Genomic DNA, 15,478 nt, shown 5'->3' on the forward strand with positions numbered 1-15,478 from the left:
ACGCGACCCTGGCCTGTACTGCGCATTCGTCACCCTCGCCGCCGCCCTGACCTGCCACAAGCGCTACCTCAAACTCATCACCTGAGACACACTCTAAGAAGGGTCCCCTTCTCTACCGCAGGCGTTAATAAGGTGCCCTTCCTTGCACTTCACCAGCCGCGGTCGGCCAGGCGGTGGGGGACGGGGATGTCGTCGACGTTGATGCCGACCATCGCCTCGCCGAGACCCCGGGAGACCTTGGCCAGCATCTCCGGGTCGTCGTGGAAGGTGGTCGCCTTGACGATCGCGGCGGCCCGCTGGGCCGCGTTGCCGGACTTGAAGATGCCGGAGCCGACGAAGACCCCCTCCGCCCCGAGCTGCATCATCATCGCCGCGTCGGCCGGGGTGGCGATGCCACCGGCGGTGAACAGCACCACCGGCAGCTTGCCGGTCTCGGCCACCTCCTTGACCAGCTCGTACGGGGCCTGCAACTCCTTGGCCGCGACGAACAGCTCGTCGGTGGGCAGCGAGGACAGCCGGCGGATCTCCTGGCGGATCTTGCGCATGTGGGTGGTGGCGTTGGAGACGTCCCCGGTGCCGGCCTCCCCCTTCGAGCGGATCATGGCAGCGCCCTCGGTGATCCGGCGCAGCGCCTCACCCAGGTTGGTGGCCCCGCAGACGAAGGGAACCGTGAAGGCCCACTTGTCGATGTGGTTGGCGTAGTCGGCCGGGGTGAGCACCTCCGACTCGTCGACGTAGTCGACACCGAGGGCCTGGAGGATCTGGGCCTCGACGAAGTGACCGATGCGGGCCTTGGCCATCACCGGGATGGAGACCGCGTCGATGATCCCGTCGATCATGTCCGGGTCGCTCATCCGGGAGACCCCGCCCTGGGCGCGGATGTCGGCGGGTACCCGCTCCAGCGCCATCACCGCTACCGCACCGGCGTCCTCGGCGATTTTCGCCTGGTCGGGGGTGACCACGTCCATGATCACGCCACCCTTGAGCATCTCGGCCATCCCCCGCTTGACGCGGGCGGTGCCGACGGCCGGACTGGTGGCGGTGGGGTTCGGGGAAGTCACGGCTGATCGCTCCTTGAGGCACGCGGGTGGGGGCAGCGGAATGCTATGGCCGCGGCGGCGTCGTTTCCGACAGCCAATCGCAGCGCTGGTGGCCTGGAATGTGGCCCCCGTCACCTGCGACGGTCCAGGTCAGCGTGGGGAGACGTCCACGATCGGCACGGTGAGGGTGGGGTCGTCGATGTCGAAGTAGCGCGGCCAGGTGTGCCGTCGTCCCATCCGGAACAGGCGCACCAGGCGGCGGCTGCGCGCGGTACGGGCGTCCCGGACCAGGTCGGTGTGCACCTGGCGGGCCAGGGCGAGGCGTCGGCTGGCCGCGATGACCGCCTCACAGTCCGGGTCGGCGGGGTCCAGCTGGACCGCCCGCAGTTGCCGGGTCAGGTCGTTCTCGGCCGCCTCCCGCTCCTGCGGCTGCGCGTCCAGGGCGATGCGGGCCGCCGCGTACAACTCGACGCCGTAGCGGCGCTCGGCCAGCACCGCGGCGGCGGCGGCGCGGCGCAGCAGGTGGGCGTCCAGGGCCCGGGCCGCGAGCTCCGCGCGGGCCTGCAGGCGCTCGACCCGACCGGCGGTCCAGATCAGGTACGTCGCCACCAGGGCGACGACCACCGTCGCCCCCACCACCCACCACATGCCCGGCATCGTAGTGCTGCTCCCGTTCCTCCCGGTCAGTCCAGTCCCACCCACTCCTGGTCGATCACCCGCCCGTCGGTCGCCTCGATCGCTGCTGCGTATACCTCCAGAACCCGGCGGGCAACCACGGGCCAGTCGAAATTCGCCACCACCTGGTCGCCGCAGGCGGTCAACTCCGCCCGGGCGGCCGGATCGTCCAGCAGTTCGACGAGGGTACGGCCCAGGGCTGCGGCGTCACCGGTGGGGAACAACCGCCCGGCCCGTCCGTTGTCCAGCACCCGGCGGAAGGCGTCCAGGTCACTGGCGACCACGGTGGTACCGGCGGCCAACGCCTCGGTGAGGATCATGCCGAACGACTCCCCCCCGGTGTTCGGCGCCACGTAGAGGTGCACGCTGCGCAGCATCCGGGCCTTCTCCGCCTCGGGCACCAGCCCCAGGAAGGTGACCCGATCCCGAAGCTCGGGGGGGAACCGGTCGAACAGGTCGTCCGGGTCGCCGGGGCCGGCGACCAGCAGGCGCAACCCGGGTCGCCGGGGGGCCAGCTCGACGAAGGCGTCCCGCAGGATCGGGAAACCCTTGCGGGACTCGGTGAACCGGCCCAGGAAGCCCAGGGCGCCGCCGCTGCCGGGTCCGCACTCCCCCGGCCAGCCGGGCAGCGGGGGCATACCGGCGAACTTGGCCACCGCCACCCCGTTGGGGATCTCCACCGCCCCGCCGTCGAGGTGCTCCACCTGCACCTTGCGGGCCAGGGCACTCACCGCGATCCGGGCGGTGATCCGTTCCAGCACGATCTGCAGGGCCCCCTGGGCGGCCGACAGCACCCGGGACCGGGTCATCGCGGTGTGGAAGGTAGCCACCACCGGCCCGCGGGCGGAGAGCACCGCGAGCATGGAGATGCTCAGGGTCAGCGGCTCGTGCACGTGCAGCACGTCGAATTCACCCCGGGTGATCCACCGGCGTACCCGGGTGGTGGAGACCGGGCCGAAGGCGATCCGGGCCACCGAACCGTTGTACGGCAGCGGCACCGACCGACCGGCCGAGACCACGTACGGCGGCAGGGGGACGTCCTCGTCCGCCGGGGCGAGCACGCTCACCTCGTGGCCGAGCCCGATCAACGCCTCGGCGAGGTCCATGACGTGGTTCTGCACCCCGCCCGGCACATCGAAGGAGTACGGACAGACGATGCCGATCCGCATTGCGCCCGTCCCCTCAGTCCAGCCACATCCGCTGCAACATATGCCAGTCTTGCGGATGCCGCGCGATGCCCGCCGCCAGACCGTCGGCGATCAGCTGGGTCAGCGACCGGACCCGGGTGTCCAGGGCGCCTTCCTCCGGACCCGGCACCGGCAGCGGACCCTCGATCGCGGCGCGGGCCGCATTCGGTTCGTACCACAACGACGCCACGTACAGCGGTGCACCGGTGCGCAGCGCCAGCAGAGCCGGACCGGCCGGCATCCGGGTCCGGCCACCGAAGAAGTCCACCTCCACCCCACGGGCGGACAGGTCCCGGTCGGCCAGCAGCGGCACCACCGCTCCGGCGTTGAGTCGGTCGGTCAGCACGTCCAGGGGCGGTCGCGAGCCACCGGTGGTGGGCAGGATCTCCATGCCCAGCCCCTCCCGGAAGGCCATGAACCGTTGGTAGACGGCCTCCGGCTTGAGCCGCTCGGCGACCGTGGACAGCGGCCAGCCGTTGGCCACCACCCAGGCACCGGCCAGGTCCCAGTTGCCGGCGTGCGGCAGGGCCACCACCGCGCCCCGTCCGGCGGCCACGTCGGCGGCCAGCAGCTCGGCGCCGTCCAGCCGGAAGGTGGCCAGCACCTGCTCCCGGCTCAACGAGGGCAGCCGGAAGGCCTCCATCCAGTAGCGGGCGTACGACCGCAGGCCCGCGCGGACCAGGTCGTCCAGCTCGGCCTCGGGCAGCTCCGGGCCGACCACCCGGCGCAGGTTGGCGCGCAGCCGGGTGGCGCCGGCGCCCCGACGACGGTGGGCCCGGTCGGCGCCGGCGTTGAAGGCCGCCGCGGCCACCGGGCGGGGCAGGGCACGGACCAGTCGCCAGCCGGCGACGTAGCCGAGTTCGGTGAGATTCACCGGCACCCCCGGGGTCGGGCTGTGCCGCTCACCCCTGGCCGCCCGGCACGTCGACCTGCTGGGCCTGCCGGTAGACGAACCGCATCCGCTGCCCCACGGTGAACAGGGACACCGCCGCCAGCAGCCACAGGGCGATCGGCAGGGCCAGCGGGTGGACCAGTTCGGCCAGCAGGCCACCCACCCCGACGATCAGCAACCGCTCGGTACGTTCGGCGATGCCGACGTTGCCGCTCATGCCGAGCCCTTCGGCGCGGGCCTTCACGTACGAGACGAGTCCACCGGCGGCCAGGCAGATCAACGCGGCGGCCGTGCCGGCGCGGTCCCCCTGCCCGGCCAGGTAGAACGCGACCGCGCCGAACACCGCGCTGTCTGCGACCCGATCCATGCTGGAGTCCAGGAAAGCGCCGAATCGGGTGGATCCGCCACTCATCCGGGCCATCGTCCCGTCGAGCATGTCGGTGAGCGCGAAGAGCGTCACGATCAGCGCACCGGCGACCAGGTGGCCGCGGGCACCGAAGCCGAGGGCGCCGACGAGCACCCCTACGGTGCCCGCGACGGTGACCGCGTTGGGGGTAACGCCCGCGCGCAGGAGGCGGCGGGCAATCGGCTCGACGACGCGGGTCATCCCCGCGCGGACCGACACTTGGAAGATCTTCGCCATGGCGGTCCCACGATAACGGTCGGTCCTGCGACGGCAACAACGCCGGTCCCTGCCAAGTGGGTTGTGCCGGTCGGCCATCGGGTGTGGGATCGAGACGGGAGGGTGACCCAGCTCACCCGACCGCCCGTTGACTGCCCGGTCCGGGGCGAACCACCGGAGGATGATCGCCGCGGTACCCCGTCCGGGCCGCATCCCGTCGCGCGCGGCGGTCGCCACCACCGGCTGAGGGAGGTGCGCCCGATGGCGCAGAAGATTCAGGACAAGCACACCACCGGGGTACCGGTGGTGACCGACCCGGCGAAAATTCGCAACGTGGTGCTCGTCGGGCACTCCGGTGCGGGCAAGACCACCCTGGTCGAGGCGCTGCTGGCGGCCACCGGCACCATCTCCCGCGCCGGCTCGGTGGCCGAGGGCACCACGGTCTGCGACCACGACCCGGCGGCCGTACGCCAGCAGCGGTCGGTCGCCCTGGCCTGTGCGCCGCTGATGCACGACGGCATCAAGGTCAATTTGCTGGACACCCCCGGGTACGCCGACTTCATCGGCGAGTTGCGGGCCGGGCTGCGGGCCGCCGACGCCGCCCTGTTCGTGGTCTCCGCGGTGGACGGGATGGACGCCGCCACCGCCGCCCTGTGGGAGGAGTGCGCCGCCGTCGACATGCCCCGAGCGGTGGCGGTGGCCCGACTGGATCACCCCCGCGCCGACTTCGACGAGGCGGTGGCGCTGTGCCAGCGGGTCTTCGGCGACAACGTGATGCCGCTCTACCTGCCGATGCTCGGCGATGACGGGGTCTCCACCGCCGGCCTGCTGGGGCTGATCACCCGGCGGGTCTTCGACTACACCGACGGGCTGCCCGCCCAGGTGCGTCAGCCCGACCCGCAGCACCTGCCGGCGATCGCGGAGTCCCGGGACGAACTCATCGAGGGGATCATCGCCGAGAGCGAGGACGAGACCCTGATGGACCGGTACCTGGCCGGAGAGGAGATCGACCCCGCCGTCCTGGTCGAGGACCTGGAGAAGGCCGTGGCCCGGGGCCACTTCTATCCGGTCGTACCGGTCTGCGCGGCCACCGGGGTCGGGGTGGACGCCCTGCTGGAGGTGCTCACCGCCGGCTTCCCCTCGCCGCTGGAGCACACCCTGCCCGCGGTCACCGGGGTGGACGGCTCCCCCCGTCCGCCGCTGACCTGCGACCCGGAGGGCCCTCTGGTCGCCGAGGTGGTCAAGACCACCATCGACCGGCATGTCGGCCGGGTCTGCGTGGTGCGGGTCTTCTCCGGCACCCTGCGCCCGGACCAGACGGTGCACATCGCCGGTCACGGGCTGGCCGAACGCGGCCACCCCGACCACGACGCCGACGAGCGGGTCGCGCACCTCTACAGCCCGCTGGGCGCCACCCTGCGTGAGGTCGGTGCGGCGGTGGCCGGTGACATCTGCGCGATCACCAAGTCCGGCAGCGCGGAGACCGGGGACACCATCTCCGCCAAGGAGGACCCACTGCTGATCGCCCCGTGGGAGATGCCGGAGCCGCTGCTGCCGGTGGCGATCGTGGCCCGGACCCGCTCCGACGAGGACGCCCTGGCCCGCAACCTGGCCCGCCTGGTGGCCGGCGACCCGACGATGCGGCTGGAGCGCAACCCGCAGACCCATCAGTTGGTGCTGTGGTGCATGGGCGAGGCGCACGCCGACGTGGTCCTGGACCGGCTGCGCGCCGGTGGGGTCGAGCTGGACACCGAGCCGGTCAAGGTGGCGTTGCGGGAGACCCTGACGGCACCGGCGGCCGGGCACGGCCGGCACGTCAAGCAGTCCGGCGGGCACGGCCAGTACGCGGTCTGCGACATCGAGGTGGAGCCGTTGCCCCGGGGTGCCGGTTTCGAGTTCGTCGACCGGGTGGTCGGCGGGGCGGTCCCGCACAACTACATCCCTTCGGTGGAGAAGGGGGTACGCGCCCAGATGGAACGCGGGCTGCTCGCCGGGCACCCCGTGGTGGACCTGCGGGTGACCCTGGTCGACGGCAAGGCGCACAGTGTCGACTCCTCCGACGCGGCCTTCCAGACCGCCGGGGCGCTGGCCCTGCGCGACGCCGCCGCCAAGGGCCGGCCGGTGCTGCTGGAACCGGTCGACGAGGTGACCGTGCGGGTGCCGGACGGCAGCGTGGGCACCGTGCTGGGTGACCTGTCCGGCCGCCGGGGCCGGGTGCTCGGCACCGAACCGGACCCGCAGACCGAGGGGCGCAGCCTGGTCCGGGCCGAGGTGCCCGCCACGGAGTTGCTGCGCTACGCCGTCGAACTGCGGGCGATGACCGCCGGAGCGGGCACCTTCCGCCGCCGGTTCGTGCGCTACGACCCCATGCCGGAGCACCTGGCGGACCAGATCCGCAAGGAGCACGCCTGAGGGTCGGGGGCGGTCAGGGGCGGGCGGTGGGAAGCATCGGGCTGGGCCAGTAGGGGCGGTCGGCCGCCCGCAGGGCGGCGGCGCGCAGGGCGGCCAGTCGGTGTTCGACCTCGGCGAAGTGGTCCGGGGTGAGCGGGCCGAGGGTCAGCGCGGCGGCATTCTCCTCCACCTGGGCCACCGTGCGGCAGCCCGGGATCGGGATGGTCCGGTCGCTGCGGGCCCAGATCCAACCCAGCGCCCCCTGGGCCAGGGTACGGCCGTCGGCGGTCAACGCCTCCCGGACGGCCTGCACCCGGCGCAGCCACTCCGGGGCGGGACGGCCACCCCGGAACCACTCCAACCAGCCTGAGGTCATGCCCCGGATGTCGTCGTGAGGCAGGGTCGAGGCGGGGTGGTACTTGCCGGTGAGCAGCCCCATGCCCAGCGGCCCCCGGTTGACGCTGGCCAGGTCGTACTTCTCGCACAGGTCGAGCAGTTCCGGGGCGTCGCGCAGCACCGACAGGCCGTGCTGCACGGCGGCGGCGTGCGGGGCGTCCTGACCGAAGGCGGCGGCCCGTTCGGTGCGGTCGGTGCTCCAGCCGTACGCCCGGATCAGGCCGTCGGTGACCAGTTCCTCCAGGGTGCCGATCAGCGCCTGGGCCCGGGCCACCGGCAGGTCGGCCAGGTGCAGTTGGTAGAGGTCGATCCGGTCGGTGCCCAGCCGCCGCAGGGAGGCCCGTACGGCCCGGTGCAGGTAGGCCGGTGAGGGGTCCGTACCGGTGGCCTGTCGGGTCTGTTCGTCGAAGGTGTAGCCCCACTTGGTGGCGATGACTGCCGCGTCCCGCCGCCGGGCCAGGGCCCGCCCCAGGAGGCGCTCGCCGTGCCCGGCGCCGTAGGTGTCCGCGGTGTCGAACAGGGTCACCCCCAGGTCGAGGGCCCGGCGGATCGCCCGTACCGATTCGGCGTCGTCGACCGCCCCCCAGCCCAGCGGGGTACGCCCCTCCGCCCAGGGACCGGCTATCGCCCAGCAGCCCATGCCCAGGGCGCTGACCCCGATGCCGCTGCGACCCAGCGTCCGTCTCGACTCCGCCACCGGCGCATCGTGCCATCCCAAGGGCGGTGCTGGGCAGATATTCATCACGATCATCCGTACGGGGTACCGGGCCAGGCGGATCAATCGTCCGCAGAAAGCACCCGGTTCGGCCACGGTGAGTGGCCGGCGTCGGACATCCGTCTTATGTAGATCTTCTGTGGACAGTCGTTTACTCTGCACCTTTGCCCGCCCGAGCACGCATCCGTTGCTGCGGATCGCTCGATGCATGACGGCCAGAGGAGCCCCTCCCGATGGTTCGAGCCGGATGATCACGACCACCGATACCAGGCCGCTGGCCGGTCAGCTCGTCACGGTACGCAATCGCCGTTGGGTCATCGCCGACGTGAGTCGCAGCGAGGTGACCAGCGGAGATCCGCACGTCTTCACCGCACAGCCGCCACACCTGGTGACCCTGGTCAGCACGGAGGACGACGCCCGCGACGAGGAGCTGCGGGTGGTGTGGGAGTTGGAGCCGGGGCGGCGGGTGCATGACAGCGCTACCTTGCCGGACCCCCGTCACGGGTACGACGATCCGGCGCAGCTCGACGCCTTCCTCGACGCCGTACGGTGGGGCGCGATCGCCTCGGCGGACCGGACCGCCCTCCAGGCACCCTTCCGCTCCGGCATCGAGATCGAGGACTACCAGCTCGACCCGGTGGTCCGGGCCCTGTCGATGCCCCGCACCAACCTGCTGATCGCCGACGATGTCGGGCTCGGTAAGACCATCGAGGCCGGCCTGGTGATGCAGGAGCTGATGCTGCGGCACCGGGCCCGCACCATGATGATCGTCTGCCCGGCGGGGTTGACCCGGCAGTGGCGTGACGAGATGCGCGACAAGTTCGGCCTCGACTTCCGCATCGTCGACACCCGTCTGCTGCGGGAGCTGCGTCGCTCGCGTGGGCTCTACACCAACCCGTGGACGCACTACCCACGGCTGATCGTGAGCGTGGACTGGCTCAAGCGGGAGCGGCCGTTGCGGCTGCTGCGCGAGGTGCTGCCGATGACGCCGCGTTATCCGCGCGCGTTCGACCTGCTGGTGGTGGACGAGGTGCACACCTGCGCGCCGTCCGGTCGGGGGCGCTACGCGGTGGACTCGCAGCGCACCCGGGCGATCCGTGCCCTGGCCCCGCACTGCGAGCACCGGCTGTTCCTCTCCGCCACCCCGCACAACGGCTTCACGGAGTCCTTCACCGCCCTGTTGGAGCTGCTCGACGACCAACGCTTCGCCCGGGGGGTCAAGCCGAGCGACGAGCAACTGGCCCGGGTGATGGTGCGGCGGCTGAAGAACGAGCTGCCGCCGAGGTGGGACGGCACCCCCCGGTTCCCGGTACGCCATCTCGACTATCTGGAGGTCGACTACCCGCCCGCCGAGCGGCAGGCCCACGACCGGCTCAACCGGTACGCGGCCAGCCGCCGGACCAACGCCGAGGGGCGGGCCGGTCAGGTCGCCGCCGACTTCGTCACCACCCTGCTCAAGCGGCGGCTCTTCTCCTCCCCGAAGGCGTTCGCCGAGACGGTCGACACCCACCTGGCCACCATGACGGCCCGGTCGGCGGCGGGCCCGGCGTTGACTGTGGAACGGGCTGCCGGTGACAAGGTCCTCCAACCGGTGATCGACCGGTTGGCGGAGACCGCCGAGGACGACGAGGCCTACGGCAGCGCCGAGGCGGACGCCCTAAGGGCCGTCCGGCACTACGCGGCACCGCTGACCGCCGAGGAACGCCGACTCCTGGAGGAGTTGCGGGACTGGGCCCGTACCGCCCAGGACCGGTCGGATGCCAAGTTCGATGCGATGCGCCGCTGGCTGGACCCGATCGTGCGGCCCGAGGGTGAGTGGCAGCCGGAGCGGGTCATCATCTTCACCGAGTACCGCGACACCCAGCGCTGGCTGCACGAGCGGCTGATCAGTGCCGGGTATCCGGCGGACCGCATCGCCCTGCTGCACGGTGGACAGGACCCGGAGGAACGCGAGCGGGTCAAGAGCGTCTTCACCGAGGATCCCGATCTCGACCCGGTCCGCGTCCTGCTCGCCACGGACGCGGCCAGCGAGGGCATCAACCTGCAACGGCACTGCCATCGGCTGCTGCACTGGGAGATCCCCTGGAACCCCAACCGGCTGGAACAACGCAACGGCCGCATCGACCGGCACGGCCAGCGCGCCGCCCGGGTCGAGGTGTGGCATTTCGTACCGGCCGGCTGGCAGCAGGTCGACTACACCGACGGCTCGTTGGAGGACGAGCTGGCGTTCCTGCGGCTGGCGGTGGAGAAGGTCGAGGCGATCCGCACCGACCTGGGTAGCGCCGGTGAGGTGATCGCCACCCAGATCGAACAGAAGATGACCGGCCGACGCTCCGACTGGCAGGTCACCGACGCCGAGATCGACCGGCGGGCCAGCCGGGCACGGCTGCGGGTGGAACGCGATCTGGCCCGCGACCTGCACCGGCTGACGGAGACGTTGAAGGGCAGCCGGACCGCGCTGAACCTGACCCCGGCCACCGTGGAACGGGTGGTACGGACCGGGCTGCTGCTGGCCCACCGCCGGGATCTGATCGACGCGCCGACCCCGCCGGGTGCCCTGGGCCGCTGGTTCCGGCTGCCGGAGTTGCCCGGTGCCTGGGCCGCCGCCCGCAACGACGGTCTGCTGCATCCGGTCACCGGCCGGGAGCGACCGGTGACCTTCGACCCGGATGCGGCGGCCGGACGCACCGACGTGGTGCTGCTGCACCTCGGGCACCAGTTGGTGCAGATGTGTCTGCGGCTGCTGCGCGCCGAACTGTGGTCGCAGGCCCGGGGCGACGCCGGGTCCGGCGGGGCGAAGCTGCACCGGGTCACCGCCCGGGTGGTCCCCGGTGACCTGCTGCGTACGCCAGCGTTGGTCGCCCACGGCCGGGTGGTGATCACCGGCGCGGAGGGCATCCGGCTGCATGAGGAGATCGTCACCGCCGGTGGCCCGATCGAGGGCGGGCGGCTCACCCGAGCCCGGCAGGAGGAGCTGGAGACGCTGCTGGCCGCCGCCACCGACGAGGTGCCCGCCGAGCGGGTGCGGCAGCACCTGGCCGAGCTGTGGCCGACCCTGTCCGGGCCGCTGGCCCGCGCCCTGGGCACCCGGGCCGACCAGCGCGCCCGCAGCCTGCACGGGCTGCTCGCCCGACGCTGCGAGGAGGAGGTCACCGCGATCGAGGCGGTGCTGACCGAGTTGGCGGCCTCGATCCGGAGCAAGCTCACCGACGAGCCGCACTGGGAGCAGCCGACCCTGTTCGCCGTCGAGCGGGAACAGTTGCACGCCGACCGGGACGCGCTGAAGACCCGGTTGCGGGACATCCCGGCGCAGCGGGAGCGGGAGACCGCCGCCCTGCGCCGCCGCTACGCCGACCCGACGGTCCGCTGGTTCCCGGCCGCCGTCACCTTCCTGGTCCCCGCGTCCCTGGCCCGAGGTGCCCGCTGATGCCGCCCGCGATTCCCCGCCAGTCCCGAGGCGACTCCGGCCGTCGGCCCGGCCGACCGCCCGCGCAGCGCATCGACGAGCAGCACGCCGAGTGGCTGGGTCTGCTGCGCCCGGAGGGCCCCTTCCTGACCGTGCCGGTGCTGGTGGAGGCGCTGCCGCACGGGTTGGACACGGTGCCCGAGGAGGTGCGCAACCGCATCCGGCAGGGCTGGGCGGAGGTGCAGGAGGCCCCGGATCTGCTCGGCCCGGCCTGGACCGAGCTGATCCTGGGCGAGTTGCTGAACTATCCCTCCAGCGCCCGCAGCGAGGGGGTCTCCGGGGGCAACGGCTTCCAGCCGGAGCTGGTGCTGTCCGGCCCGCGACTCGGCGGCGGTCGGGCCGCCCGGCTGCACGTACACCGGGTGCCCTTCGGCATGTCGCTGACCTCCGGCCGAAGCGACAGGCCCGCCCCGGTCGACCAGGCCGCCCAGTTGTGCCGGGACACCGAGGTGCCGCTGGCGTTGGTGACCAACGGGCAGCACTGGGCGCTGGTGCACGCCCGCCGGGGCGAGGCCACCGGGGTCGGGGTCTTCGACGCCGACCTGTGGCTGGAGGAGCCCGCGCTGTTGCGGGCCTTCGCCACCCTGCTCGCCGCGTCCCGGGTGCTGCTGCCGCCGACCGACGCCGAGGGCCGTCCCTCCACCGGCCTGGCCGGGTTGTTCGCCCGCAGCGCGGAGGCGCTCACCCAGATCACCACCACCCTCGGCGATCAGGTCCGGCAGGCGGTGGAGCTTTTCGTGGCCGAGTTGGCCCGGCTCGACCGGGAGTCCGAGGGCCGGCTGCTCGGCAAGGTCAGCGCCCGGGAGATCTACCAGGGTGCGCTGACCGTACTGATGCGGCTGGTGTTCCTGCTCTACGCCGAGGAGCAGCGACTGTTGCCGGTGGCCGACCCGCTGTACGCGCAGGCGTACGCGGCGTCCACCCTGCACGGCCAGCTCGGCGCGGTGCGGGCCGTGCACGGCGACGAGGTGGGCGATCGGCGTACCGCCGCCTGGCCCCGGCTGATCGCCCTCTTCGCCGCGGTGCACAGCGGCTGCGAGCACCCCGACCTGCGCATCCCCGCGCACGGCGGGTCGCTGTTCAACCCGTGGCGCTTTCCCTGGCTGGTCGACGCGGCGATCACCGACCGGGTGGTGTTCGAGATGCTGGACGCCCTGCTGGTGCTGCGGCACCAGGGCAGGGCGGCCGAGCAGCTCAGCTACTCCAGCCTCGGGGTGGAGCAGCTCGGGCACGTCTACGAGGGCCTGCTGGACTTCTCCTGCGCCCGGGTGGCCGAGCCGTACGTCGGTCTGATCGGCAGGCGGGAGCCGGAGCTGCCGCTGGCGGAGTTGGAGGCGGCGGCCGAGCGGGGCGACGCGGAGCTGCGGGTGTGGCTGGTCGCCCGCTACGACCTGACCACCCGGCAGGTGGAGAAGGCGCGCGCCAAGACGCCCGCGCCGCACCAGCTCGCCGCGCTGCACGCGGCCTGCGACAACGACGCCGACCTGGCCGATCGGGTACGCCCCTTCTGGGGTCTGCTCCGCACCGACCTGCGGGACCTGCCCACCGTCTTCCCCGCCGGGTCGGTGCTGTTCACCCAGTTCGGTGACCGGCGGAACACCGGCACCCACTACACGCCCCGCGAGTTGGCCGAGGAGGTCGTGCGGCACACCCTGGCCCCGCTCTGCTTCTCCCCCGGCCCGGCGCAGGGGGTCACCGACGAGGGGGTGTGGCGGGCGAAGACCGCCGACGAGCTGCTGGCGCTGAAGGTGCTGGACCCGGCGATGGGTTCCGGGGCGTTCCTGGTGGCGGCCTGCCGCTACCTGGCCGAGGTGCTGGTGCGGGCCTGGGATCGGGACGGGCTCCCCGCCGAGCTGGCCGAGCTGGCCAACGGCAACCCGGACCGGGAGGATCTGCTGCTCACCGCCCGCCGGATGGTGGCCGCCCGCTGCCTGTACGGGGTGGACCGCGACGACATGGCGGTGGAGCTGGCGAAGCTGTCGCTGTGGCTGGTGACCCTCGCCAAGGGCAAGCCGTTCGGCTTCCTCGACCACGCGCTGCGCCACGGCGACTCCCTGGTCGGGATCACCTCGCTGGATCAGCTCACCGCCTTCCACCTCGACCCGGAGACCGGCCGCTTCCAGCACAGCCGCTTCTTCGGCGACCTGGTCGGCCGGCTCGAACGCACGGTCGACAGGATGACCGCGTTACGCGACTCGATCGGCGCGACAGTGGTCGAGGACACCCGGGACGCCGCCGACAAGCAGGGAAAGCTCGACGAGGTCGAAAACCTCGGGCGGCACCTGCGGTTGGCCGCCGACGCGGTGGTCGGTGCCGCCCTCTCCACCGCCGTGCGGGCCAGGCGCCGCCCGTGGGATCCGGAGGACGACGAAGACGACCCCGAGGCGAAGTACGACGACCGCCTGCTGGCCATCAGCGACGAGGTGTACGGGCTGCTCGACCGGCCGGACGACGCGGAGCTGGCGCAGCGGATCGAGCTGACCGTGACCGACTGGCTGCGTGGCTCCCGCCCGGAACCGATCCGGCCCCTGCACTGGCCGTTGGAGTTTCCCGAGGTGGTCAACCGGTCCGGCTTCGACGCCGTCATCGGCAACCCACCGTTCGTCGGCGGACAGCGCCTCACCGGGGCGATCGGGCCGGACGTGCGCGAATATCTGGTCGAGCGGGTCGGCCGAGGCAAGCGCGGCAGCGCCGACCTCTGCTCCTACTTCCTGCTGCGCAACCTCAGCGTCACCGGCCAGGGCCGGGTGGGCATCATCGCCACCAACACCATCGGGCAGGGCGACACCCGCGAGGTCGGCCTGGATCAGGTGGTCGACATGGGCTGGACGGTCTACCGGGCCAACAAGTCCCAGCCGTGGCCCGGCACCGCCTCCCTGGAGGTGTCGCTGCTCTGGGTGGGCCACGCCGCCGAGGGTGAGACGCCGATCCTGGACGGCCGCCCGGTGCGCGGCATCACCCCGTCCCTGGACGCCCGTTCCCGGGTGACCGGCAACCCGTACCGCCTGGCCGCCAACGCCGACCAGTCCTACATCGGCTCGTATGTCCTCGGCACTGGCTTCCTGTTGGAACCGGAGCAGGCGCAGGCGCTGATCGACAAGGATCCGCGCAACGCCGAGGTGCTCTATCCCTACCTCAACGGCGAGGACCTGAACGGCCGTCCCGACTGCTCGGCCCGCCGCTGGGTCATCAACTTTCACAACTGGTCAGTCGAACGCGCCCAGCAATACCCCGACTGCTTCGCCATCGTGGAACGCGAGGTAAAACCCTTCCGGGACAGAAACAACCGAAAGGTGTACCGCGACTACTGGTGGCAGTACGCCGAAAAACGACCGGCATTACACAAGGCGATCGAAGGGCTCGATCGTGTGCTTGTTATCGCCCGAGTCAGCAGCACTGCGGCCGCCACTTTCGTACCCACAAATCAAGTTCTGAATGAAAAGATAGTAGTCTTCGCCACCGACAAATCCGATAAGCTTGCACTTCTGAACTCCGTAGCTCACGTTCTGTGGGCATGGAAATTCTCTTCAACACGTACAGCTGACCTTCAGTACACGCCGTCGGACTGCTTCGAGACCTTTCCGCAGCCGGAGGCGACCGAGCGGATGGCGCGGATCGGAGCGGAGCTGGACTCGTACCGTCGCTCGGTGATGTTGGATCTTGACCTGGGGTTGACGAAGCTCTACAACCGGGTGCACGACGAGCAGGTGAGCAGCGCGGACATCCGCCGCCTGCGGGAGATACACGTCGAGATCGACGAGGCGGTGGCCGAGGCGTACGGCTTCACCGTGCCGCTGGGACACGGATTCCACCAGACCCGGCAGGGCACCCGGTACACCATCGACCCGACCGCCCAGGTCGACGTCCTCGATCTGCTGCTCGAACTCAACCACCAACGCCACGAGGAAGAGCAACACCGGAACCTCGGAACCCGCCGCAAGCCGCTAAAGCCGACGAAACTCGTCCCCCAGCCCCGATCGGCGAACGACCCGGCAGAACCTCCGATATCGATGGGGCCGGCTCTAGACGGCGGCCTATTCCCTCTTCCCGACGCGCTGTTCTAAAGGGGTAAGTGGCTCCAACGATTCCAGGTG

At 71.7% G+C, this 15,478-nt stretch carries 9 protein-coding genes; 3 read left to right on the top strand and 6 right to left on the bottom strand.

All coding sequences use genetic code 11. From position 1 onward, the window contains the following. Window positions 1–149 precede the first annotated feature (149 nt). From pdxS to pgsA, 5 genes are all read right to left on the bottom strand, one after another. Window positions 150–1,061: a pyridoxal 5'-phosphate synthase lyase subunit PdxS gene (pdxS, locus tag ACLQ2T_RS11180; protein WP_425765937.1), complete on the bottom strand. Its 912-nt coding sequence runs from the start codon at window positions 1,059–1,061 to the stop codon at window positions 150–152. 129 nt (window positions 1,062–1,190) lie between these two features. Continuing rightward, on the bottom strand, window positions 1,191–1,697 hold the full coding sequence (locus ACLQ2T_RS11185; protein ID WP_425765938.1) for a hypothetical protein: 507 nt from the start codon (window positions 1,695–1,697) through the stop codon (window positions 1,191–1,193). A 26-nt stretch (window positions 1,698–1,723) separates the two neighbouring features. Continuing rightward, a complete protein-coding gene (locus ACLQ2T_RS11190) occupies window positions 1,724–2,884 on the bottom strand; it encodes a glycosyltransferase family 4 protein (RefSeq protein ID WP_425765939.1) in 1,161 nt (386 codons plus the stop codon). A 13-nt stretch (window positions 2,885–2,897) separates the two neighbouring features. Beyond that, window positions 2,898–3,776, bottom strand: a complete 879-nt coding sequence (locus tag ACLQ2T_RS11195) for a phosphatidylinositol mannoside acyltransferase (protein WP_425765940.1) — start codon at window positions 3,774–3,776, stop codon at window positions 2,898–2,900. Window positions 3,777–3,804: 28 nt separating this feature from the next. Further along, window positions 3,805–4,437, bottom strand: coding sequence for a phosphatidylinositol phosphate synthase (pgsA, locus tag ACLQ2T_RS11200; RefSeq protein ID WP_425765941.1), 633 nt, complete (start codon window positions 4,435–4,437; stop codon window positions 3,805–3,807). A gap of 240 nt (window positions 4,438–4,677) precedes the next feature. Here pgsA and ACLQ2T_RS11205 point away from each other — a divergent pair, with 240 nt between their 5' ends. Continuing rightward, window positions 4,678–6,828, top strand: a complete 2,151-nt coding sequence (locus ACLQ2T_RS11205; RefSeq protein WP_425765942.1) for an elongation factor G-like protein EF-G2 — start codon at window positions 4,678–4,680, stop codon at window positions 6,826–6,828. Window positions 6,829–6,841: 13 nt separating this feature from the next. Here the strand turns inward: ACLQ2T_RS11205 and ACLQ2T_RS11210 are convergent, their stop codons facing one another. Continuing rightward, window positions 6,842–7,843, bottom strand: coding sequence for an aldo/keto reductase (locus tag ACLQ2T_RS11210; protein ID WP_425766268.1), 1,002 nt, complete (start codon window positions 7,841–7,843; stop codon window positions 6,842–6,844). Between the two features lie 322 nt (window positions 7,844–8,165). Between ACLQ2T_RS11210 and drmD the strand changes: the two genes are divergently transcribed. Next, window positions 8,166–11,345: a DISARM system SNF2-like helicase DrmD gene (gene drmD / locus ACLQ2T_RS11215; RefSeq protein ID WP_425765943.1), complete on the top strand. Its 3,180-nt coding sequence runs from the start codon at window positions 8,166–8,168 to the stop codon at window positions 11,343–11,345. Then, window positions 11,345–15,448 (top strand): Eco57I restriction-modification methylase domain-containing protein, encoded by a 4,104-nt coding sequence (locus ACLQ2T_RS11220; protein WP_425765944.1) that lies wholly within the window; start codon window positions 11,345–11,347, stop codon window positions 15,446–15,448. Before drmD ends, ACLQ2T_RS11220 begins: the two co-directional genes overlap by 1 nt. Window positions 15,449–15,478: the final 30 nt, after the last annotated feature.

The sequence above is a fragment of the Micromonospora sp. DT229 genome, assembly GCF_049844505.1.
Lineage (GTDB): Bacteria > Actinomycetota > Actinomycetes > Mycobacteriales > Micromonosporaceae > Micromonospora.